The 21,809-nt window shown below is 63.3% G+C and carries 15 protein-coding genes and 1 pseudogene; 9 read left to right on the top strand and 7 right to left on the bottom strand.

What is annotated here, in order from left to right:
- Positions 1 to 179 precede the first annotated feature (179 nt).
- From AB4N80_RS20195 to AB4N80_RS20180, 4 genes are all read left to right on the top strand, one after another.
- Positions 180 to 605 (top strand): GlcG/HbpS family heme-binding protein, encoded by a 426-nt coding sequence (locus AB4N80_RS20195; RefSeq protein WP_122568567.1) that lies wholly within the window; start codon positions 180 to 182, stop codon positions 603 to 605.
- Between the two features lie 335 nt (positions 606 to 940).
- Positions 941 to 1,777, top strand: coding sequence for an AraC family transcriptional regulator (locus AB4N80_RS20190; protein WP_122568568.1), 837 nt, complete (start codon positions 941 to 943; stop codon positions 1,775 to 1,777).
- 54 nt (positions 1,778 to 1,831) lie between these two features.
- Positions 1,832 to 2,434 (top strand): LysE family translocator, encoded by a 603-nt coding sequence (locus AB4N80_RS20185; RefSeq protein ID WP_122568569.1) that lies wholly within the window; start codon positions 1,832 to 1,834, stop codon positions 2,432 to 2,434.
- A 144-nt stretch (positions 2,435 to 2,578) separates the two neighbouring features.
- Positions 2,579 to 7,678, top strand: a complete 5,100-nt coding sequence (locus AB4N80_RS20180) for a dermonecrotic toxin domain-containing protein (RefSeq protein WP_122568570.1) — start codon at positions 2,579 to 2,581, stop codon at positions 7,676 to 7,678.
- Here the strand turns inward: AB4N80_RS20180 and AB4N80_RS20175 are convergent.
- Together AB4N80_RS20175 and AB4N80_RS20170 are read right to left on the bottom strand one after the other, a co-directional pair.
- The gene (locus AB4N80_RS20175; protein ID WP_122568571.1) at positions 7,653 to 8,618 is read right to left on the bottom strand and encodes a class I SAM-dependent methyltransferase; all 966 of its coding nucleotides are present in this window, start codon (positions 8,616 to 8,618) and stop codon (positions 7,653 to 7,655) included. The genes AB4N80_RS20180 and AB4N80_RS20175 overlap by 26 nt on opposite strands.
- 199 nt (positions 8,619 to 8,817) lie before the next feature.
- Positions 8,818 to 9,500 (bottom strand): annotated as a pseudogene (locus AB4N80_RS20170) (murein L,D-transpeptidase catalytic domain family protein).
- A 162-nt stretch (positions 9,501 to 9,662) separates the two neighbouring features.
- Here AB4N80_RS20170 and AB4N80_RS20165 point away from each other — a divergent pair.
- Entirely contained in the window at positions 9,663 to 11,225 is a 1,563-nt protein-coding gene (locus AB4N80_RS20165; RefSeq protein WP_122568572.1) for a L,D-transpeptidase family protein, read from the top strand.
- A 16-nt stretch (positions 11,226 to 11,241) separates the two neighbouring features.
- Here AB4N80_RS20165 and AB4N80_RS20160 read toward each other — a convergent pair whose 3' ends face one another.
- Positions 11,242 to 11,871: an NAD(P)H-dependent oxidoreductase gene (locus tag AB4N80_RS20160; RefSeq protein WP_122568573.1), complete on the bottom strand. Its 630-nt coding sequence runs from the start codon at positions 11,869 to 11,871 to the stop codon at positions 11,242 to 11,244.
- 82 nt (positions 11,872 to 11,953) lie between these two features.
- Between AB4N80_RS20160 and AB4N80_RS20155 the strand changes: the two genes are divergently transcribed.
- The 4 genes from AB4N80_RS20155 to AB4N80_RS20140 all read left to right on the top strand — a co-directional run bounded on the left by AB4N80_RS20155 (position 11,954) and on the right by AB4N80_RS20140 (position 16,859).
- A complete protein-coding gene (locus AB4N80_RS20155; RefSeq protein WP_122568574.1) occupies positions 11,954 to 12,577 on the top strand; it encodes a TetR/AcrR family transcriptional regulator in 624 nt (207 codons plus the stop codon).
- 702 nt (positions 12,578 to 13,279) lie between these two features.
- Entirely contained in the window at positions 13,280 to 15,841 is a 2,562-nt protein-coding gene (nirB, locus tag AB4N80_RS20150; RefSeq protein WP_122568575.1) for a nitrite reductase large subunit NirB, read from the top strand.
- A complete protein-coding gene (nirD, locus tag AB4N80_RS20145) occupies positions 15,841 to 16,227 on the top strand; it encodes a nitrite reductase small subunit NirD (protein ID WP_354338687.1) in 387 nt (128 codons plus the stop codon). Before nirB ends, nirD begins: the two co-directional genes overlap by 1 nt.
- Before the next feature lie 191 nt (positions 16,228 to 16,418).
- Positions 16,419 to 16,859 carry a CBS domain-containing protein gene (locus AB4N80_RS20140; protein ID WP_003202071.1) on the top strand — a complete coding sequence of 147 codons (441 nt, stop codon included), beginning with the start codon at positions 16,419 to 16,421 and terminating at the stop codon, positions 16,857 to 16,859.
- Between the two features lie 253 nt (positions 16,860 to 17,112).
- On the opposite strand, the gene AB4N80_RS20135 is transcribed toward AB4N80_RS20140, so the two are convergent.
- From AB4N80_RS20135 to AB4N80_RS20120, 4 genes are read right to left on the bottom strand one after another with little or no spacing between them, the layout of a single operon-like run.
- Positions 17,113 to 17,580: a response regulator gene (locus tag AB4N80_RS20135; RefSeq protein WP_092164443.1), complete on the bottom strand. Its 468-nt coding sequence runs from the start codon at positions 17,578 to 17,580 to the stop codon at positions 17,113 to 17,115.
- The gene (locus AB4N80_RS20130) at positions 17,577 to 19,889 is read right to left on the bottom strand and encodes an ATP-binding protein (protein ID WP_460078468.1); all 2,313 of its coding nucleotides are present in this window, start codon (positions 19,887 to 19,889) and stop codon (positions 17,577 to 17,579) included. The genes AB4N80_RS20135 and AB4N80_RS20130 overlap by 4 nt, the downstream gene beginning before the upstream one ends.
- On the bottom strand, positions 19,886 to 20,554 hold the full coding sequence (locus AB4N80_RS20125) for a response regulator (protein WP_305471037.1): 669 nt from the start codon (positions 20,552 to 20,554) through the stop codon (positions 19,886 to 19,888). Before AB4N80_RS20125 ends, AB4N80_RS20130 begins: the two co-directional genes overlap by 4 nt.
- Positions 20,551 to 21,735, bottom strand: coding sequence for a sensor histidine kinase (locus AB4N80_RS20120; RefSeq protein ID WP_460078464.1), 1,185 nt, complete (start codon positions 21,733 to 21,735; stop codon positions 20,551 to 20,553). The genes AB4N80_RS20125 and AB4N80_RS20120 overlap by 4 nt, the downstream gene beginning before the upstream one ends.
- Positions 21,736 to 21,809 lie beyond the last annotated feature (74 nt).

Genomic DNA, 21,809 nt, shown 5'->3' with positions numbered 1-21,809 from the left:
TCAGTGGATCCATTGATGAGTCGTTGGGGCGATCATTTAAACCGATAGGCCGCCGGCATCCAGGGCTTCAATGAACGGCAGCAGGTGCGCTATGGTTCGCAGAACGAAGTATTCCTGGACCTGCTGGGCGGGTGTCTGATTGTCTCGCGGGCTTGTTGCTGCACAACACGGAGTGATGCATGAAGACCAAAGCGGTACTCACTGAGCAGGACGTTGCGCAATTGCTGGTGGCGGCCAAGGAGCTGGCTCACCAGCGTCAATGGGCGGTGTCGGTTTGTGTGGTGGATGACGGGGGACATCCCCTCGGGCTGCTGCGCCTGGACGATGCCTCGCCGTTATCGGCCTACATCGCCACCGAAAAAGCCCGCACGGCTGCCATGGGCCGGCGCGACAGCAAGGTGTTCGAGGACATGATCAATGGCGGTCGCTACGCGTTTCTCAGTGCTCCGCATCTGCAGGGCATGCTGGAGGGAGGGGTGGCGATCCGCCATGACGGCCAGTGCATTGGGGCTATCGGGGTGTCTGGGGTCAAGGCTGAGCAGGATGCTGAATTGGCTCGTTTGGCGGTGGAGACGGTATTGCCGGTGATCACTCCGGATGCCTGACGACGGAACCAGGTCTGTGAAGTTAGTTACCCTGTGGGAGCGAGCCTGCTCGCGAAGGCGGTCTCACAGATGATGACGATGTTTGATGTGCCGGCCTCATCGCGAGCAAGCTCGCTCCCACAGATTCACAGGGAAATGCCGATCTTGTGAACACCACAAAAAAACTGTGGGAGCGAGCTTGCTCGCGATAGCGGTGGGTCAGTCGACTTGTGTATTTACAGACTGAGCGCCCTCGCTAGCAAGTCCGCTCCCCACAGGGTTTGCACAAATCTTCCAGACACGCTCCTGATCAGCAGTTAATCTGCCAAGAGCACATTCGTTAAACGGGACAGGGCATGACAGCGCGCAACTGGATCGATCTCAAGCAGGACGCCACGTCCGGTATCGAGACCGTGCGTGCGCATTTCGAGGGTCATGCCTATGATCCCCATTGGCATGACACCTACCTGGTGGGAGTGACCGAGCAGGGCGTGCAGCAGTTTCATTGCCGCCGCCAGCAGCACAACAGCACGCCGGGCAAGGTGTTCCTGCTTGAGCCCGGTGAGTTGCATGACGGCAACGCGCCCCATGACCACGGGTTTACCTACCGCACGTTGTACCTGGAACCCCAATGGTTGGAGCGCGAGTTGCGTTCCTTGTTCGACGTAGCGCCGGACAACGCCCAATTGGGGTTCGCCGCCACCTTGACCGACGATGCGCGGCTGGCGAGTGCCACGGCCTTGGCCTTCCAGAGCCTGCATGAGCAGGAGATCCGCATCGTGCGCCAAACGGCCCTCGATACCTTGTTGGCCAACCTGACCCAACACCTGCACTGGCGAGCACGGATCAACCCCGACCCGCGGTTGCCATTGGTGGCGCAGCAAGCCCGGGATTATCTGCACAGCCACCTGAGCGACGACGTCGGCCTGGATGACCTGGCGCGGGTCACCGGCGTGGATCGTTTTCGCCTGAGCCGTGCGTTCAAGGCCGCTTTCGGCCTGGCGCCCCATGCCTATCTGATCCAGTTGCGCCTGGCCCGGGCCCGGCGTTTGCTGGCTTCTGGCGAGAGTGCCGGTACGGTGGCGGCCATGCTCGGTTTTGCCGACCAGAGCCACTTGGGCCGCTGGTTCCAGCGCGCCTATCGCCTGAGCCCGGCGGACTACCGTAAGCGCTGCTCAATTGTTCCAGACTGACCACGACTTCCCAGGGATGATCAAACGATCGATCATCCACCGAGAAGTCGCTCCATGGACCAGTTACTGCCGTTTGCCCTATTCGCGTTTGTCGCCTCCATCACCCCGGGCCCGACCAATATCCTGGTGCTGAGCCATAGCTCGCGCTTCGGCCTGGCAACCACCGTGCCGATCATCCTCGGTGCCTGTGCTGCAGCGGCCTTGCTGGTGCTTCTGGTCGGCACCGGGCTGGGGGATGTGCTGGCGCGTCATGCCACGCTTCAAACACTGCTCTCATGGGCGGGCATCGCCTGGCTGAGTTGGATGGCCTGGCAGATTTTCCGCGCACCGGCCCAGGCCATCGACCCGGACCGCCCGGTGGAAGGCCCGCGCCTGGGCCTGGCGGGGGCGGCCGGGTTGCAATTGGTGAACCCGAAAACCTGGATGATGGCGTTGGCGGTGGTCAGCGTCTTTGCGGGGGCCGAGGCCGACCGGACCGTGCGGGTCCTCTGGCTGTCCCTGGCGTTCTTCGCCATTTCCATCCCCTGCATGACCGTCTGGGCCTACCTGGGCCGCGGCGCCGCACGGTTCTGCCGTTCCGCCGTGGCGATGGGGCGGTTCAATCGGGTCATGGCGGTGATGCTGCTGGTGTCGGCGTGGTTGACGTTGGTGATGTAGCGGCGATCGACCTTCATCACGCGCAATCCCTTGCAACGGTTGGACGGTATCAAAACACCGTTGATTTGGAGAGCATCGGCCACGCCAGAACTAACGTGCTTTAGCGCTCGAACGAACACTCGACCCCAAGGAAGGAGGTCCATCATGTCTACTCAAGACACTCATATCGATTTTATCCGCGCCAGGCTCCCCGTCTGGTTGACGCGAGCCACACGGGCCCGGCAGACGCGTTTCAAAGTGCTCACCCGTCAATTGCAGCGCGACAGTGATGCGCTCAATGCACTGCTCAGTGATCTGCCGGGGCCCTATGCGTTCACCCTCGATCGGCTCAAGACCCAGCCAGAAGTACAGGATTGGAACCGGGTGATTGGCCCCGGCACGGTGGCAGACGCGGTACGCCGGGCCAGGGTCAGGCGAAGTTCCTTCGTCACCGACCCCTCGCTTTCGGTGATCGAAGCGGTCATGCGCAATTACCCTCCCGCCGACGCCGTCGCCGGCAGCGATTTCGATAACAAGGGCGAACTGTTCATCCAGGGCTGGCGAGGGGAGTTCTCCCAAGGGGGCGCCCCGTCGGACAGGGCGACCCTGGCCACGCCCCCGGCCCGTTTCGCCAGCCTCTGTCGCCGCATGGATGTGGGCGGGGCCTATCGACAGTTGCTCGAACAGAAAATGCCTCGTATTGCCGATGAGGTGCCCGCCATTGCCAAAGCCTACATGGCGTACGCCCGCAGCCAGCTCGCCTATGACGCCTACCAAGCCAAGCTGGAAGGGCGCCTGGATGAAACCGGTGAGCGGTTGCTGGCCCATGTGGGCGTTCATCTCGAAGACCGGCGTGTCGCCCCCCTGGCCTGTGAGGTCAAGGCGCTGGAGTTGCTCTCGGCCCCATTGTTTAGCGTCCGGTTGTACTGGGGACTGAAGGGCGATGCCCAGGGTGTTCGCCCGGTCGTCTTGCACATGCCCCATGACACCGAGGCGCCGCTCAAGCAGTTCCCCAGCTTGCAGGCGCTGTCGGCGGAGCTCACCGAACGGTTGCGCAAACGCCGCTATCGCCAGGGCCTGATGCATTACCTTCCGCTGCGTCTGCAGGCCAGCCTGGGCACGGCGCTGCACGATCAGGTGGAGTGGACGGTGACGGACAACCTCAATCTCTTCCAGGAAATTCATGCGCGCATCACCGGCTGGCGCGAGGGCGAGTGGGGTGAGGATGGCAATCAACGGTACATCCGGATACCCACGCCCAAGGTGGCCTGGGGCCTGAAAGACCTGCGCGAGGCCCCTTGGCACGCTTGCTACCACGAATGGCGCGGCCATGCTCTGGCCAACGCTTCGGCGCTGATGGTCCCGACCCGGGACCAGGACTGGCGTGCGCTGCTGGCTCGTCTCGACTATTGGGAGAGCCTTGTCGAGCGTTCGCTGATGGTTGCCGCGACCTTCTTCCCATTTTGCGCGCCCATCGGCATGACCGCCGCGGCGGTCGGTGGCGTGCGCCTGGTGTACGAAATCTTCGAAGGCATCCAGGCGTTCAACGAAGGCCACGCGCAAGAAGGGATCGAGCATATCTTCAACGTGTTGTTCGGGGTCGCTCAAGGCGCCTACCTCGGCTTCGTCGGTGGATCTGTTGAACCTATGCCGGTACGTGACGGCACCACGCGCCTGTGGAATGGCGACGTCAGTGCCTTCGAAGCGCAACGCTTACCCCCCGTGGAGGCCGAGCAGGACGCCTGGGGTGTCTGGCGCACGGAAGACGAGGCGTGGGTGCGCATCGAGGATCGTTACTTCGAAGTACAGGGAGCACAGGACGCTTTGAACCTGCGCCTGCCAACCGGGCACCAAGGTGTGACGCCACCACTGGAATGGAGCCGTGCCCGCGGCTGGCAGTGGGCCCATCGCAACCCGTTGCAGCGCGATAACCTGGCGTTGCTGCGGACCTTTGCCGAGACCCCCGCCGAGCTGGATGACAACGCACTCCTGGCCTTGCAACGGCAGGTCGGCATCAGCGAGGCGCATTTGCGCTACCTGCAAGTCCAGGGGCGGCCGATGCCGGCGATATTGGCCGATGCCTTGGATGAAGCACGGAATTGGCAATGGGTGCAGCACACCATTGAACGCCTGCGCCGGGGCGAAGCGCCGGGAGGCAGGCATTTTCGCATCGTCCAGACCCTCGTCGATCTACCGGGGTGGCCCGAGGGCTTGACGTTGCGCTACCACGACGGCGTGAGGCTCTACCCGGTGGGTGACATCGCCGATACGCGCTTCCTATGGTTGAGCAAAGCGGACCTGGAGCACGACGCCTGGGCCGCCCGCATCCTGGAAACCCTGAGCATGGACGAGCAAAACGTGCTGCTCGGCCAACGCAGTTTCGGCTTGCGCCCGCTGGAGCGCAGCCGCTTGTTGGCCGGACGCTGGGCCGGGTACCTGGAGCGCAACGCCTCGCGAGTGAACGCGGCCATGGCCCGTCAGGTTGGGCGTGATCCCTTGGCTGCCCCGGTGATTCGGACGTTCCCGAACCTGTCCGAATCCATCGCCAACGAGCTGGTCCACGAGGTTGCAGGTCATGATCGGTTGCGCTTGCTGGAAGGCAAGGTGGCCGAGAACCTGGGCAAGCAGTGCGCCGAAGCCTTGCGCGAGCTGCGCCTTACCCGTGCCTTGCGCGCCCTGGAGCGGGGCGAAGGCACTGTCGATCGCGATCGCATCGTCATCGGCCTGCTGGGCGATGCCCCCCGGTTACAGGGTCGCGTGCATCTGCGTGTTTGGCTGCGGGAGCTGCAAGATCCGATAACGGTGGGGGATGATGGCCCCTTGAAAACCATTCGCCAGGAAGGCGACAAGTACCGCCCCTTTGACGAAACCGGCGAAGAATTGGCAAGCCCCATGAGTTTGGAGGATGCGCTGCTGCGGGCGCTATCGGACGACGCCCGCCAGGCGCTGGGCTTGAATATCTGGGAGGCGGATAAGCTTCGGTCCCAGTTGCTTGCACAGGCCCTGGAGGACCGGCAAGGCCTGCGTCCCTACCTGTCGATGAGGCGCCTGGGCAGTGTCGGATCGCGGCCGCAATGGTTGAACGGGCACTTGGTGTACCCCCTCAGCGGCCGTGGCAGACTGCCGCTGCACGACTGGCGCGGCAGCCTGGAGCAGCGTCTTGAGCGCCTCTATCCCAGCCATGGAGGGGAGCGTCTCATACAGCTACAGGCAAACCTGACGGAACAGGCCGGGCACCAAGGCATCAGCCTGGGCGAGCTGGTGGACCGGCTGGAAAACGAATGGACCACGCTGGACGATGGGCTGCGCCAGTGGGTGGACCATGAGGGTTTCCACCACCCTAACGAACAGCAGTACGACCGTGAGACCCTGCTTGGGCAACGCAATGCCATCGCCAGTGAATTGCGTCGTGCCTGGCGGAGCGAAGCCGAACCGGGGCTGGAGGGTAGTGAGGTGGCATTACGCTTAGGGGCTTTGGACGTCGGTCGGTTGCCTCCCATCAGTGCACGTTTCGAGCATGTCCGTTTGGTGGCGCTGAGCCATATGGGCCTTAGCGAGGACCCTTCAGACTTCCTGAGATTGTTCCCCAACATCGATACGTTGAACCTGCAGGGCAATCATCTCACCACGATTCCGGTGGCGGCAGGTGAGTTACGTTCGCTGGTGGAACTGTCAATGGAAGGCAATCCGCTCCATCTGCACGCAAATGTCTTCGCGCCATTGACCGGTGCTGAACCCACTAGAATAGCCGCCCTGGACCTGACGGGGATCAGTAGCGGTCCGCAGATGGGAACCAGTGCGGACGTGATTGCAGCCATTGACAGCCTGGCCGCACTGCCGACGTTGCGTGAGGTGGTGTGGGCCGAAAACTTGGATTTCACACCCGAGCAGCTGCAGGCGCTGACTCGGTTGCCGGACTTGCGTGTGCTGGATCTGTCGCGCTGTGGCCTGCGCCTGGATGATGAGGGCAGTGCATTTCTGCGTACCGCGGCGGGTTTGCAGGAGCTACGCCTGAACGGAAATAATTGCAGGGACCTACCCGATTTGCCAGAGCTGACGAGCCTGTACGAGCTGGGAGTGGCCAGGAGCGGGCTCGATCGGGTGCCTCCGCTGGCGTTGGCGGTGCTGGCCAAGCATCCGTCCGCTCTGTACGTCCTCGATCTTCGAGGCAACCGCATCACCACTATCCAGGATGACTTGCTGCCCGCGCTCGACCGCTTGCCGGATCGGGGCTCGGTGGCCGTATGGCTCGATGACAATCCATTGCCCAGTCTTCAGATCCAGGGCTTGCGCGCCATATATCCCGACTCTTTCCAGTACACCGCCGATGATTGGCTCTACTTTTCCTCGGCGCTCAAGAGAGCGCTGGAGGTTGCCCGCGACGATCCCGGGATGCGAGGTTTCATCGACTGGTTCTCTGTTGGCATCCGCAACACCGATAAGCGGACGCCTGCCGGGTTGTCTTTCGCCGATCGCCAGAGGGCGGCCGCTGTCTTGCAGCACTACATCGGCTACGAGAACACTCACGACCCGCTGCCGCTGCTGATTGGCGATTTCGATCAGCAACTGCAACAACTGCGCACGCGCCTGCAAGCCCGTATCCTGGATCGACAAACGCCAGACCTTGCCGAGCTGGAAATGCATTTCCATTTTTTCGAATCGGTGATGCGCGCGCGCCTCGTTCGGGGAGGCGTGCCCTTTTCAGCGTTTCTGGTCGAGCATTCCGTCTATTGGAACCATGCCCTGACGGAGCGTTACCCCGACCTTGCGCAGCGCCAGCTACACATGACCCGTGAGGCATTCATCGACTGGCTCAGCGATGCCCAGGACACCTTCAACAGCAATGACCAGACTCCGCGCGTGGGAGAAATGGCCTGGCGGCCCTACCTGGGGCTGATGTCCCGCGATTGGTCCGAAGGGCTGGCCTTCTGGGATACGCTGGATGACGATCTGGTGGAGGCCTTCAGCGAGCCGGTGAATCCGTCCCGTTGGCCGCAAGTGATGCTGGACAACCTGGTGCAGCCGGACGCCAGCCTGCCCAGCCCATTGGAGCCCGTCACCCAGGGCGACCGGATCGTCTGGCGCGGCGTGGGGCTCGAGGCCGTGACGGATGTGGATTGGAGCGCACGCCAGCCGGTGATGCTCAACGAGGACCAACTGCGGCGGACCATGGCGATCTACCGTTCGGTCAAGAGCCGGGAGGTCGAATCGCTGGTGCGGCGGATCACCATGGGGCTGGTCAATGCATGGTGGCCGGTGCCGTAGGCGCTGTCGCCCTGAAGACCAAGGCCTTCAGGCCACACGCCGGGTCGATATCCGGGAATTCCGGTGGATTGTCCAGGCGCGCTTCGAACACCAGCCCGGGCGCTTCGCGGGTGACGCCGTCGATGAGGAAATCCGGGCCGGTGGCCGGGTCGTTGCTGCAGGCCAGGACTGTGCCGTGGGCGGCCAGCAGTTCCGGCAGGCGGCGCAACACCCGCTGGTAATCCTTGGTCAACAGGAAGCTGCCTTTCTGGAAGGTGGGCGGATCAATGATCACCAGGTCGTACGGGCCGCTGTTGATCACCTTGCCCCAGGACTTGAACAGGTCGTGGCCGAGGAAGCTCACCTGGCTCAGGTCGTGGTCGTTCAGCCGATGGTTGTCACGGCCGCGGCTCAGGGCCGCTCGGGACATGTCCAGGTTGACCACATGCTCCGCGCCGCCGGCAATGGCCGCCACGGAGAAGCCACAGGTGTAGGCGAACAGGTTCAGCACCCGCTTGCCACAGGCGTTGGCCCGCACCCAGTCGCGACCGTAGCGCATGTCGAGGAACAGGCCATTATTCTGCTTCTTGCCCAGGTCGATCCGGTAGCGCAGGCCGCCTTCGGTCAGGGTCCATTCATCAATGGGCTCGCCCACCAACCATTGGGTGAGACTTTGTGGCAGGTAGCGATGCTGCACGGCGAGTGTATGGGCCTTGCTGTGTTGCCAGGCTGGCGATGTCGTCAGCGCCAGCAGCGTCGCGATCAACCCGTCCAGGTGCGTGGGTTCCGGTTCCTTGAACAGCGAGACCAGCACCACCCCTTGTAACCAGTCGACAGTGACCTGCTCCAGGCCCGGCCAGCAGCGTCCGCGGCCATGGAGCAGGCGGCGGGTTTCTTCCGGTACCGATGCCAGGGCGGTCAGCAAATGGTCGTGAAGGGTTTGAAGGGCTACGCAATTCATTCAAGCAACGCCAGGGATTCGAAAGGCCGGCATTTTAACCAGCGTTTCAGCAGGTGCAATCTGTGGCGAGGGGATTTATCCCCGCAGGGCTGCGCAGCAGCCCTACCTGCCAACTCGGCGTGTCAGGAAGAATGAGTCTGCTGCATTGGGGCTGCTTCGCAGCCCAGCGGGGATAAATCCCCTCGCCACAAAGGCACTACTAACTGCCGCTGGTGGCCAGAATGCTCGCCACCTGTTGTGGCTGGCAATTGAGATAGGCCGAACGCTTGAGCCAACCCGGGTCCGGGTACCAGGAAAACATGAATTGCCCGCCCTTGAGTTTGTCGATCACCTGGCGCGCCACTTGCGGGCGTACGGCAGGGCAGCCCTGGCTGCGCCCGATACGGCCCTGGCGCACGCTCCACAACGGGTTCACGTAGTCGGCGGCATGGATCACGATCGCCCGATCACGGGCCAGGTCATTGAAGCCCGGCTCCAGGCCATCCATGCGCAGTGAATAGCCGTGGGTGCCCTGGTAGCTTTCCTGGGTGCGAAACAGTCCCAGGCTGGATTGATAGCTGCCCAGGCGATTGGAAAATTGCGTGGCGAAGTTTTCTCCCGAATTCTGACCGTGGGCCACCAAGTCGCGCAATACCAGCTTCTTCTGGCGCAGGTCGAAGATCCACAGGCGCCGGGCCGTGGAGGGTTGCGAGTAATCGATGACCGCCAAGTGGCGGGCTTGGCCGGCACCATTGGCGACCGCGCATTGCATGGCGCTCAAGGCACTTTTGAGCGCCAGGGGATTGAGTTCCGGCGCTGCCTGGGCGAGGCTGTGGTAAAGCGTTTGCGGCTTTGGCTTTTTTCGGCCAGCGCCGGGCTGCAAATGATGCCAAGGCCCAGCATGACCAGGCAGAATCGGCGCAAAAAGCCCGATACAGGCGAAGGGGTTCCAACGTGGTGTTCGTTCGCGGCATCCCGTCCGATTTCGTTTGTCTGCATGATGGCGGGTCGTACCTGTCGCAAAATTCACCGTCAACGAGACGGCCATGGATTGGAGTAAAGCAGTTGTTCAAAAAGTCCGCATGTTACCTGAGCCTTTTATTGCTCACTGCGCCATTGGTCGCCACAGCCGAAGACAGCGATCCGGCACTGGTGCAGACCACCCTGGCGCAATGGGTGGTTGCGTGCCCGGACGTCGCGGTGGGTGCCGACTTTCCGACGTTGCTCGACTTGCAGGCGTTCTATCAGCAAAACGCAGGCCAGGCAGTCTGGGCGGACGACGAACGACGGGCGGCGTTGCAGGTCCAGTTGCAACAACTGGCCGATGACGGCCTGGATCCGGCCCGCTATAACCTGCCGGTCGAGGGGGCAGTCCAGGCCACTCACTGTGCCGACATCGCCATCAGCCAGCGCTACCTGCAAGCCTTGCATGACCTGCGTTTCGGCTACCTGCCTCAAGATCGGCTGGAACCGGTATGGAAGGCCAACCCACCGCCCCAGGATCACCCGGCCGTGGTGCTGGCCATCGCCGGACTGGGCCGGCAGAACCTGGCCGACGCTTTTGAACAGGCACGGCCGAACCTGGACCTTTACCGCAACCTGCGCGGCCTCTATGCCCGGCTGCGGCAACAGCCTCTTGCCGAATGGCAAGCGGTGCCGGGTGGGCCGTTGTTGCAACCGGACAAACAGGACGCCCGCGTCCCCGCCCTGGCCCAACGACTGTTCAACGAGGGTTACCTGAGTACGCCGCCGCAGGTGAGCGACGAGCATTACAGCCCCATGCTGGTGGCGGCGATGAAGAGTTTCCAGGCCCAGCATTCGTTGCAGGCCGATGGCGTGGTGGGACCGTGGACCGTCACCGAGCTGAACATCAGCCCGGCCATGCGCCGCGAGCAGTTGCGCATCAACCTGGAGCGCATGCGCTGGCTGGCCCAGGACGTGGAGACTGACAGTGTCCTGGTAAACGTGGCAGCGGCGCAGTTGACGGTTTACCAGGGTGGCGCGCCAGTCTGGCAAACCCGCACCCAGGTGGGGCGTGCGCAACGGCAGACACCGTTGCTCAAATCCCACGTCACCCGGCTGACGCTCAACCCGACCTGGACCATTCCGCCGACCATTATGCGCGAAGACAAACTGCCCGAAATCCGCCATGACCCGGAGTTTCTCGCTCGCCACAACCTGAGGATCCTCGACAGTGATGGCCTGCCGTTGCTGGCGGAGGATATCGACTGGGAGCACCCGGGCAACCTCATGCTGCGTCAGGATCCAGGTCCGAAGAACCCGTTGGGCAAAATGGCGATCCGTTTTCCCAACCCGTTTTCGGTGTACCTGCATGACACACCGAGCCAGTCGTTGTTCAGCAAAGGCCCGCGGGCCTTCAGCTCGGGCTGCGTGCGGATCGAGCAAGTGATGCACTTGCGCGACCTGCTGGTCAACCCGGCCGAACGCGCACGCACCGACACCTTGCTGGCCACTGAGTCGACCCATGAATTCAGGCTGGCCCGACCCGTGCCGATCCTGCTGGGGTACTGGACAGTACAAGCGGACAGCCAGGGCCAGGCGGTGTACATCCCGGATATCTATGGGCGTGACGTGACGCTGTCGGCCGCCCATGGTCGGGCGCTCTGAGCGCTTAATTCCGAGCTCAGGCACATACAGTCGCGGGCGCGTGGGTGTTTTCGTCGAGCGTTGCGAACAAGCGCTGTCCGATAACATCGGCGGCCTGCAAATGTTGTTGCGGATCGGCGGTTTCCGAGTCGAGCAAACGCTGGGAACTCACTACCTGGGCGCCGCAATAACCGAAAATGCCATGGTCGATTTGCGTGGTCATCGCCTCACCGTAGCCGTGGCGCTGGAAGCTGTCGGCATCGGCGCCACCGACGCCTACCAAATGGATCCGCAAGTGCCCCAGCTTCTGGATAAACGGCTTGTCGAGGCTGAAATCGAACGCCCAGCTGTTGGAAAACACCCGGTCGATCCAGCCCTTGAGCAGCGCGGGCATGGACCACCAATAAATCGGATAGACCAGCACCAACGCGTCGGCACGGTCGATTCTGGCTTGCTCGGCCAGCACATCCGCGGGTGGCAAGGCCTCGCGGTGGTGCACAGCGTGGTCGGCAAAACTGAAGCGTGGCTCGAAGCCTTCGGCAGCCAGGTCGGCGATCTCGAACGTATCGGCAGGGTTGGCGCGGGTGATGCCCTCGGCGATTTTCCCGGCCAGGCTATGAGTGAGGGAGCGCGGATCGTGGTGAGCCACAACGATGAGTGCATGCATGGCGAAACTCCTTCTGGTCACGAGGTCTTGATGACAGGTATGCTTAAGTTACGCTTAGTAAGTTACGGTTGGTAAAGTTAGCATGTCAAGCACTGACGCACATTCGCAGCCTGCACCTCGTCGTCGTTTATCCCGGCATGACCGGCAGCGCCAATTGCTCGATGTCGCCTGGCGACTGGTGCGCGAGGAGGGCAGCGACGCCCTGACGCTGGCCCGATTGGCGGACCAGGCGGGGGTGACCAAGCCCATCGTCTACGACCACTTCATTAGCCGATCCGGGCTGCTGGCAGCGCTTTACCAGGATTTCGACGCCCGCCAGACCGCGCTGATGGATGCGGCCCTCGACGCCAGCGACGCCACCCTGCAAAGCCGGGCGGCGGTGATCGCGTCTTCCTACGTCGAGTGCGTGCTGCTGCAAGGCCGGGAGATTCCCGGGGTGATCGCGGCATTGACCAGTTCGCCGGAGCTGGAGCGCATCAAGCGCGAATACGAGGGTGTTTTTCTCGACAAGTGTCGCGCGGTACTGGAACCGTTCGCTGGCACGAAGGGCATCACCCAGGCCGGTTTGCGGGCGATGCTGGGGGCGGCGGAAGCACTGTCCAATGCCGCCGCCACCGGGGAAATCAGCGCTGCCGAGGCGAAGGAAGAGCTGCTGGCCAGTATTGTGGCGATGGTGACCAGGACCGCCGATAACCCTTCAAGCTGACCCACCGCCATCGCGAGCAAGCTCGCTCCCACAATGGAATGCTGGCGAGCCCCTCCTGCCATTACCACAATCCCCTGTGGGAGCTGAGCTTGCTCGCGATGACGTCAGTGCATTCAACATCTGCGCAAGCCGACCCATGGCTATCGCGAGCAAGCTCGGCTCCCACAACTGAACATGCACTCATCACTTACCCTTGTGGGAGCGAGCTTGCTCGCGATGATGGCGGCACATTCAGCCATCTGCCAACTGACCGACTGATATCCAGAGCAAGCCCCTCCTGATGGCGGACTGCACTTTTATGAAGCCGCAGGCGCGGTGATCGCACCATCCCAAGGCAGTTGGCGGTGCTTGCGCAGCGGTGGCGGGCGCCGGTTGGCTTGCGGTGACTGAGCTGACGCCTTCGCGGGCAAGCCCGCTACCACAGGGGATTAGCGGTGAATGCTCGATCGTGAATAGGGTGTGGAGCAGGTTTGGCACGCTCGCTGCAAGAGGCTATCCAGACCCACCGCGAACACAGTCGAGTGGGCAGCCCCGTCGGTCAACGAAGATCGAGTGCCAGCAGGCCGGGGGATAACGGTAGGTCGGGGCGCAGTCGCCGGGCCGATACCGCACAGAACAGGCAAAGACGCCTGGAACCGCAAGGTTTCAGGCGTCTTTTTTTTTGCTTTCAAAATCGTGATGGGCTTTTGTCGGGTGCTTTCTATGAATTCCAACGTTGCTTCTCTGAACAAGCTGCAAACGCTGATCGTGATCGGCAATGGCATGGTCGGCCATCACTGCGTCGAGCAACTGATCGAGCGCGGTGCCCTCAATCATTACCGCGTGCATGTGTTCAGTGAAGAGCCGATGCGTGCCTACGACCGCGTGCACCTGTCCGAGTACTTCTCGGGCCGTGACGCCGAGTCCCTGGCCCTCGGTGAAGCTTCGTTGTACCAGACCCCCGGTGTCACGTTGCACCTGGGTGTGCCGGTGCTGGAAATCGACCGCGATGCGCATCAGGTCGTGACCGCGCAGGATCGCATCAGCTACGACAAACTGGTGCTCGCCACCGGTTCCTATCCGTTCGTGCCGCCGATTGAAGGCGCCGAAGGCGATTCGTGCCTGGTCTATCGCACCCTGGAGGACCTGGACGCGATCCGCGCCGCCGCCAGCAACGCCCGCCGCGGCGTGGTGGTCGGTGGCGGCCTGCTGGGCCTGGAAGCGGCCAACGCCCTCAAGACCCTCGGCCTGGAGGCCCATGTGGTGGAATTCGCCCCACGGCTGATGCCGGTGCAGTTGGACACCCAGGGCGGTTTGGCCCTCAAGGCACGCATCGAGAAGTTGGGCGTCGGCGTGCACCTGTCCAAGGGCACCCAGTCCATCAGCATTGGTGAGCAGTACCGTTATAGGATGAATTTCGGCGACGACGATTTCCTCGAAACCGACCTCATCGTGTTTTCTGCCGGTATCCGCGCCCAGGATGCCCTGGCTCGCCAGAGCGACCTGCAGATCGGCCCGCGCGGCGGCGTGGTGATCGACGACCATTGCCAGAGCAGCGATCCGGACATTTTCGCCATCGGCGAATGCGCGGCCTGGAACGGCAGCATTTTCGGCCTGGTCGCCCCGGGCTACCAGATGGCCCGCAACGTTGCGGCCCGGCTGTGCGGCGAAAGTGCTGAAGCCTTCACCGGCGCCGACATGTCCACCAAGCTCAAGTTGCTGGGCGTGGACGTCGGCTCCATCGGCGACGCCCATGGCAACACCCCGGGTTCGCGCAGCTTCCAGTTCATTGACGAAACCAGCGCCAGCTACCGGCGCCTGGTGGTGGACGCCGACGGGAAACGCGTGATCGGCGCGGTGCTGGTGGGTGATAACAGCTACTACGACACCTTGCTGCAATACATGCAGAACGGCATCGCCTTGCCCAAGGACGCGGCCAGCCTGATCCTGCCATCGTCCGAAGGCGCCCCGACCCTGGGCCCGGCGGCGTTACCCGAAACCGCCACCATCTGCTCGTGCCACAACGTCACCAAGGGCTCGATCTGCTCGGCCATCGACGGCGGCTGCACCGATCTGGGCCAGCTCAAGTGCGACACCAAGGCCGGTACCGGTTGCGGTGGTTGCGCGGCCCTGGTCAAGCAAGTGTTCGAGCATGAATTGATTGCCCGCGGCGTCAGCGTCGACAAGAGCCTGTGCGAACACTTCGCCTACACCCGCCAGGAGTTGTATGCGCTGGTGCGGGTGGAAGGCATCATCAGTTTCGAAGAACTGCTGGCCAAGCACGGTCGTGGTCACACCGGCTGCGACCTGTGCAAACCGGCGGTGGGCTCGATCCTGGCGTCGTGCTGGAACCAGCCGATCATGGACCCATCCCTGGTGGCGTTGCAGGACACCAACGACACCTTCATGGCGAACATGCAGAAAAACGGCACCTATTCTGTGGTGCCGCGTATCGCCGGCGGGGAAATCACCGCCGACAAACTCATCGCCATCGGCGTGGTCGCCAAGAAATACGATCTCTACACCAAGATCACCGGCGGCCAGCGCATCGACCTGTTCGGCGCCCAGTTGCACCAGCTCCCGGACATCTGGGCCGAGCTGATCGAAGCCGGTTTCGAAACCGGCCATGCCTACGGCAAATCCACGCGCACGGTGAAGTCCTGCGTGGGTAGCACCTGGTGCCGCTACGGCGTGCAGGACAGCGTGCAGATGGCCCTGACCATTGAGGATCGCTACAAAGGCCTGCGCTCGCCGCACAAGCTCAAGTTCGCGGTGTCCGGCTGCACCCGCGAGTGCGCCGAGGCCCAGAGCAAGGACGTCGGCGTGATCGCCACCGAGAAGGGCTGGAACCTCTACGTGGCCGGCAATGGCGGCATGCGCCCGCGCCACGCCGAGCTGTTCGCCACCGACCTGGATGACGAGACCCTGATCCGCTACATCGACCGCTTCCTGATGTTCTACATCCGCACCGCCGACAAGCTGCAACGGACCTCGGTCTGGCGCGAAAGCCTGGAAGGTGGCCTGGATTACCTCAAGGACGTGATCATCCACGACAGCCTGGGCCTGGGCGTCGAGCTTGAAGCACAGATGCAACTGGTGGTCGACCGCTACGAATGCGAATGGGCCAATGCCTTGAAGGACCCGGAGAAGCTCAAGCGCTTCCGCACCTTCGTCAACGACCAGCGCGGCGATCCGGACGTTCACTTTGTCCGCGAGCGCGGCCAGCGTCGGCCGGTTCACGCCCATGAACTCCACCTGATTCCCGTTACCGAGGAGGTGCTCTGATGAGCCAGTCAAACGTCGTTCGTATTCCCGTCCGCGATGTCGCCCAGCAACCCTTGCACTGGCGGGCCCTGTGCAGCCGCGACGATCTGGTGCCCAACTCCGGCGTGGTCGCCTGGCACGACGGCAGCCAAGTGGCGCTGCTGTACCTGCCTGAGCATCAGGACAAGCCGCTGTACGCCATCGACAACCGCGACCCCAAGTCCGGTGCCAACGTCATCGGCCGTGGCTTGCTGGGCAGCATCAAGGGCGACCTGGTGATTGCCTCGCCGATGTACAAGCAGCATTTCCGCTTGGAAGACGGCCATTGCCTGGAGTACCCGGAGCAAAGCTTGCGGGTGTGGCCGGTGCGGCTCAATGGTGATGTGGTGGAGATTGGCGAAGACTGATCCTAACCATCGGGTGACCTGAAAACTGCATGAAGACCTGTGGGAGCGAGCTTGCTCGCGATAGCGGTTTATCAATCAATGCTGATGTTGCTGACCCAAAGCTATCGCGAGCAAGCTCGCTCCCACAGGGTAAAGCCTTGACTGACAGGCCTGGGTTCAAACATGCCTTTAGCTAAATGTGGGGATGAACAATGAAAACCGCCGCCCAACTGGTGAGACTCAAGAGTGTGCAGAACCAGCAGGTTCACAGCATCGCCCCCGAGCAGACGGTGCTCGAAGCGCTGCAGATCATGGCCGAGAAAAATGTCGGCGCGCTGCCGGTGATCGAGGACGGCCAGGTGGTGGGCGTGTTCAGCGAGCGGGACTACGCGCGCAAGATGGTGCTCAAGGGGCGGTCATCGGTGGGGACGACGGTGCGCACCATCATGAGCGCACCGGTGGTCACCGCCGACAGCCAGCAGAGCATCGACCGCTGCATGGAAGTCATGACCGACAGCCACTTGCGACACTTGCCGGTGCTGGATAACGGGCAGTTGATCGGCCTGTTGTCCATCGGTGACCTGGTGAAAGAAGCGATTGTCGAGCAGGCGGACTTGATCCGGCAGTTGGAGCACTACATTCGCGGGCACTAAACCCCGATGACTCCTTTCACTACCGGATCAAATGAACTACATGCTTGCCAGATATACCTGTGGGAGCGAGCTTGCTCTCGATAGCGGTGGACCCGTTGCCATTGATGTTGACTGGCCTGGCCCTATCGCGAGCAAGCTCGCTCCCACAGTGGCTTGTGTGTGGCCACTTGATCGTTCCCATCACCACCAAGAACCTCATTTGTTCGTTCGGTGACCTCCATGCTTCGATGGCCTTAATGAATCGGCCGCCAACCTAGACCGGATCGGCAGCGGGACGGTGCTGGCGCAGCAGTTCGATCTGCTGGGACGGGATCAACTCGCGCAACGCTTTATAGAGCGCGCGGGTTTCCAGCAGGTTCCAGATGCGCAGCATGGTTTCCAGCGCATCCAGGGGTTTGCTGATGAAATCCCGGGCGCCGAGGGCCAGGGCTCGCAGGCGCGTATCTCGGGTCGCATCGGCGGTCAGGACCAGGATCGGCAAGTAGTCGTTGGCCGGGATGCGTCGGTTCAGTTGCTCCAGCACGGCAAAGCCGTCGAACGCCGGCATGTGCAGGTCGAGGATGACCAGGTCCGGCTCGAAGCTGTTGAACAGGTCCAGCGTACGCAAAGGCTCGGTGCTGCTCAGCACATTGTGCAGCCCTTCGCGGGCCAGCAGTTGTTCCATCAGGTCCAGGTTGGGGCGCTGATCGTCGACGATCAGAATGCGCAAGTCGCGATTCATGCGGGCTCCGGTAGATAGTGCTCGAGGTGGCCGAGAAAGGCCTGGATATGGATGGGTTTGGTCAAAATCGCCGTGGCCCCGGCGTCGCGCAGGGCACGATGGGTCAGGTCGCTGGCATCGGCGGTGATCATCAGCACCGGCGTTGCCGCGGTGGCCGGGGACTGGCGCAGGCGCCGCAAGACTTCCAGGCCTTCCAGGTCCGGCAGGGTGACGTCCAGCAGGATCAGTTGTGGGCTGTGCTGGCGAGCCAGGTCGAGGCCCATCTGGCCTTGCATGCTCGATAACAGCTGAATGCCGGGCCGGCGCTGCATCAAGGTCTCGATCAGCGCGAGGCTCGACAGGTTGTCTTCGATGCAGAGGATTTTGCCGTGATAGTCCACGGGCGGGCGCGTCACTGTCAGGGCGGCGATGGGCGGTAAATGCGTGCCGATCACTTGGGTGGCGGGCAGTCGCAGGGTAAAACAGCACCCGTGCCCGGGCTCGCTGTGGACCTGCAGGCTGCCCTGCATCATCTCCAGCAGGTTCTTGCTCAAGGACAAGCCAAGGCCAGTGCCTTCGACCTGCGGATCGGCGCCCAGGCGTTCGAAGGGCTTGAACAGTTGATCCAACTGGTCAGGGGCGATGCCATGGCCGGTATCGTGGACGGCGATGCTCACCTGGTGGGCCTGGACGCTCACTTCGAGGCGCACCTTGCCGCCGGGTCGGTTGTATTTGATGGCGTTGGACAACAGGTTGAGCAACACCTGCACCAGGCGCTGGCGATCGGCAAGCACACCGCTGTCTTCGGGCAGTGCAGGCAGGTCGACCAAGTGGATCCCGGCGTCGGCGGCCATGGGGGAAACCAGCGTCAAGGCTTCGTGCAGCACGGTCGCCAGGGCGATCGGTTCGATGTTCAGGGGCAGGCGTCCGGCCTCGATCCGGGCGATGTCCAGCACCTCGTTGATCAACGCCAGTAAGTGCTGGCCGGCCCGCAGGATGTGGCTGACCTGGGGACGTTGGCCGGCGGTGGAGTCCATGTCCAGCAGTTGAGCGAAACCGAGGATGGCGTTCAATGGCGTGCGCAGTTCGTGGCTCATGCGCGACAGGAATTCGCTCTTGGCCCGGCTGGCGCTTTCTGCTTCTTCGCGGGCAGTGCGCAGGGCGATCTCGGCGGCGCGTCGGTCGGTGATGTCGCGGGTAATCTTGGAAAAACCGCGCAAGGCGCCCGTGCCGTCGTACTGGGCGGTGATGACCACGCTGGCCCAGAAGCGGCTGCCGTCCTTACGGCAACGCCAGCCTTCCTCCATGTAATGCCCGTCGCGGGTGGCTTCGCGCAGGGCCATGTCCGGGTGCGCCGGGCATTCCTCGGGCAGGTAGAACAGGGAGAAGTGCTGGCCAATGATTTCCTGCTCGGTGTAGCCCTTGATCCGCTGCGCGCCGGCGTTCCAGGTGGTGACGTAACCTTGGGCATCCAGGGCGAAGATCCCGTAGTCCTTCACCCCGTCGATGATCAACCGCAAGCGCTCCTCGTTATCGCGCAGGGCTCGCTCGCGTTCGGCGAGCAACTGTCCGGCCTCCACCAGCCGCGTGCCGAGCTGGCCGATTTCGTCCTGCTCCGGCGGTTGTGGCAATAAGGGTTGGCCCAAGGCCAGGCGCTGGGCGTTGCCTTGCACCTGCTGGACCCGGGCGACAATGCCCTTGGACAGGAACAGCACTGCGACAATGGCCCCGAGCAATCCGCACACCGCCGCCAGCAATGTGGCGAACAGCAGGCGCATGCGTGTGGCCGAGGCGGCGGCGCTGCGCTCGGCGAGCAAGCCATCCTCACGTACGCGCATGGCGCTGATCTGCTCGCGCAGAACGTCCAGCACTTGTTTGTTTTCGATCAGGATCGCGGTGATGGCGTCGGGGTCGTCACGCTTGCCGTTGCGCAAGGCGAGCAAACCGTCGAGTTTGTCGGCGATCAGCGGGGTGATGGTCTTGAGGTGCTCGCGCATCCTGGCATCGCGAATGTTGTGGTCCAGGCGCTGCAACGCCGCGTGGATCAGCGGCGTGGCCTGTTCGTAGCTGGGCAGGAAATCTTCGCGCCGGGTCAGCAGGTAACCGCGCACGCTGGCCGCGGCCTCGGCCAGCAGGGTGTGGACCGTCTGGATATCACCCTGGACGAGCAGTACCCGGCGCACATCCTCTTCGGCCCGTGCGGTCTGGCGTTCGGTGATGTAGATCAGCACCAGCGACAGCAGCAGGACCACCAGGGGCAGGGAAATCACCACCAGGGCCTTGCCCCGCAACGGCAGGTCGGCCCAGCGGCGGGCGGCGACAAACCTCATGGCCATTGTCCGGTGGGTTGCGCCACCAGCCCCAAGGCCACACCGCGCACGGCGGCCTGGGTCCGGTCGGCGGCGCCCAGTTTGCCGATGACCCGCTCGACGTGGGCCTTGGCCGTGCCGGGGGCGATGCCCAGCTTTTCACCGATCTCTCGATTGCTGAAACCGCCGGCCACCAGCCCCAATACCTGGCGTTCACGGGCGGTCAGGGCCTGGACCTGGGGCGTGCCACTGGCGCCACGCTCGGCCATGCGCCGCAGCAGACGCGCGCTGACGGAACTGTTCAGCGCCTCGTCACCCTGGGCGACCCGTTTGAGCGCGTCGAGCACTTCATCGCGGCTGGCATCCTTGAGCAGGTAACCGACCGCGCCCGCGCCGATGGCAGCTTCGAGGTGATCGGGGCTGTCATCCATGGTGAAGATCACCACTTTGATCCCGGGCTGACGCTGCTGCAGGAGTCGCGCCGCGCCCAGGCCGTTGAGGACCGGCATGCGAATGTCAAGAATCGCGATGTCCGGCTGTAGCCGCTCGCACAGGTCGAGAGCCTCCTGGCCATCGCGGGCCTGGCCGACGACCTCGAACCCCGGGCTGTCGGCGAGCATGCTAACAAACCCGGTGCGGGTGACTTCGTGGTCATCGGCCAGCAGCAGGCGCAAAGGACGGTTCATGGCTGTACTCCGGCGGACGGTAGCGGCACGCTGGCGAGCAAGCGGGTGCCAGCGCCGGGTTGGCTGCAACAGGCCAGGTGGCCGCCCAGCAGGTTGGCGCGTTCCTGCATGGCGGCCAGGCCCAGGTGGCGGCTACCGTTGGTCTCGATGGGTTGTTCCAGAGCAAAACCACGGCCATCGTCTTCTACCCGCAGGCTGGCGTGGCCATCTTCCACCGCCAACCCCAGGCCCACGCGGCTGGCCTGGGCGTGCTTGAGAATGTTGTTGATGCCTTCCTGGGCAATGCGAAACAGGGCGATCTCGGTGTTGCCCGGCAGGCGCACGCTGCTGTGTTCGGCCCAGCTCACGGTCAGCCCCGCGTCACGCAGGCGGTCGGCCTCCTTGTCGACGGCTTTGTACAAGCCGAAATCGTCCAGCACATGGGGGCGCAGGCCTCCGATCAGTTGTCGGCCCTCGCCGACGCAGCCTTGGGCCAGGTCGAGGATGGCTTGCAACTCGCTCGCCAGCGCCGGCGGCAGCGACGGGCAACGACCGGCGAAGCCCTGCAAGCGCTGGTGCAAGCCGGCCAGGTTTTGCGCCAGGCCGTCGTGCAGGTCGTAGGCCACGCGCTTGCGTTCGTCTTCCTGGGCGCTGAACAAGCGGTGGACCAGCTCGGACATGGTTCGCTCGCGGGCTTGGAGTGCTTCGAGCAGGCGGCTGTTCTCCAGGTGCGCCGCCAACAGCGTCGCCAATAATTGCAGCGACTCGATGTCTTCGTTGTCCGGCGCGCCGAGGGCCACGCTGTTGCCCAGCAGCAATGCCCCGAACGCCACGCCCTCTGAGGTGCGCAGGGGAATGCGCAGGACCTGGGGCAGGGCACTGCCGGGGGCTTCCAGCCAATTCGGGCCGAGTATCTGCGGCTGGGCCAGGTTGGCGAGCAGGTCGACGCGCTCCGCGCTGCCGTGGCTGGCGAGGGTGCGCAACGCGTTGTCCGGCGCCCATTCCAGCAGCAGGCCGTGGTCCATCGCCATGAACGCGCACGCCCGTTGCAGCGCACGCTGACGCATGGCCGGCAGTGGCAACTGCGTCAATTCATGGCCGGTGCCCAGCAGCAGGCCCAGGCGCGCGGCACGGCTTTGCGACTGGCGATACTGGCTGCGGATGGCCAGGGCGCTGCCGGGATCATGGGGCGGGCTTTGCATGGGGGGCTCCAGCATGGAAAAAGATCGAACGGTTCGCGGTGATGCCATTAGACCGTGTCACCGGCACCGGGCCT

This window comes from Pseudomonas sp. H3_A02, from assembly GCF_054671965.1.
This window is presented reverse-complemented; position numbering and strand designations above follow the sequence as displayed.

Excerpts from the sequence above, each read along its gene's own strand:
- AB4N80_RS20135 (WP_092164443.1), bottom strand. The coding sequence starts at position 17,580 with ATGAATCGCGACTTGCGCATTCTGATCGTCGACGATCAGCGCCCCAAC.
- AB4N80_RS20185 (WP_122568569.1), top strand. The coding sequence starts at position 1,832 with ATGGACCAGTTACTGCCGTTTGCCCTATTCGCGTTTGTCGCCTCCATC.
- AB4N80_RS20190 (WP_122568568.1), top strand. The coding sequence starts at position 941 with ATGACAGCGCGCAACTGGATCGATCTCAAGCAGGACGCCACGTCCGGT.
- AB4N80_RS20175 (WP_122568571.1), bottom strand. The coding sequence starts at position 8,618 with ATGAATTGCGTAGCCCTTCAAACCCTTCACGACCATTTGCTGACCGCC.
- AB4N80_RS20155 (WP_122568574.1), top strand. The coding sequence starts at position 11,954 with ATGTCAAGCACTGACGCACATTCGCAGCCTGCACCTCGTCGTCGTTTA.
- AB4N80_RS20195 (WP_122568567.1), top strand. The coding sequence starts at position 180 with ATGAAGACCAAAGCGGTACTCACTGAGCAGGACGTTGCGCAATTGCTG.
- AB4N80_RS20140 (WP_003202071.1), top strand. The coding sequence starts at position 16,419 with ATGAAAACCGCCGCCCAACTGGTGAGACTCAAGAGTGTGCAGAACCAG.
- AB4N80_RS20180 (WP_122568570.1), top strand. The coding sequence starts at position 2,579 with ATGTCTACTCAAGACACTCATATCGATTTTATCCGCGCCAGGCTCCCC.
- AB4N80_RS20120 (WP_460078464.1), bottom strand. The coding sequence starts at position 21,735 with ATGCAAAGCCCGCCCCATGATCCCGGCAGCGCCCTGGCCATCCGCAGC.
- AB4N80_RS20160 (WP_122568573.1), bottom strand. The coding sequence starts at position 11,871 with ATGCATGCACTCATCGTTGTGGCTCACCACGATCCGCGCTCCCTCACT.
- AB4N80_RS20130 (WP_460078468.1), bottom strand. The coding sequence starts at position 19,889 with ATGAGGTTTGTCGCCGCCCGCCGCTGGGCCGACCTGCCGTTGCGGGGC.
- nirB (WP_122568575.1), top strand. The coding sequence starts at position 13,280 with ATGAATTCCAACGTTGCTTCTCTGAACAAGCTGCAAACGCTGATCGTG.
- AB4N80_RS20125 (WP_305471037.1), bottom strand. The coding sequence starts at position 20,554 with ATGAACCGTCCTTTGCGCCTGCTGCTGGCCGATGACCACGAAGTCACC.
- nirD (WP_354338687.1), top strand. The coding sequence starts at position 15,841 with ATGAGCCAGTCAAACGTCGTTCGTATTCCCGTCCGCGATGTCGCCCAG.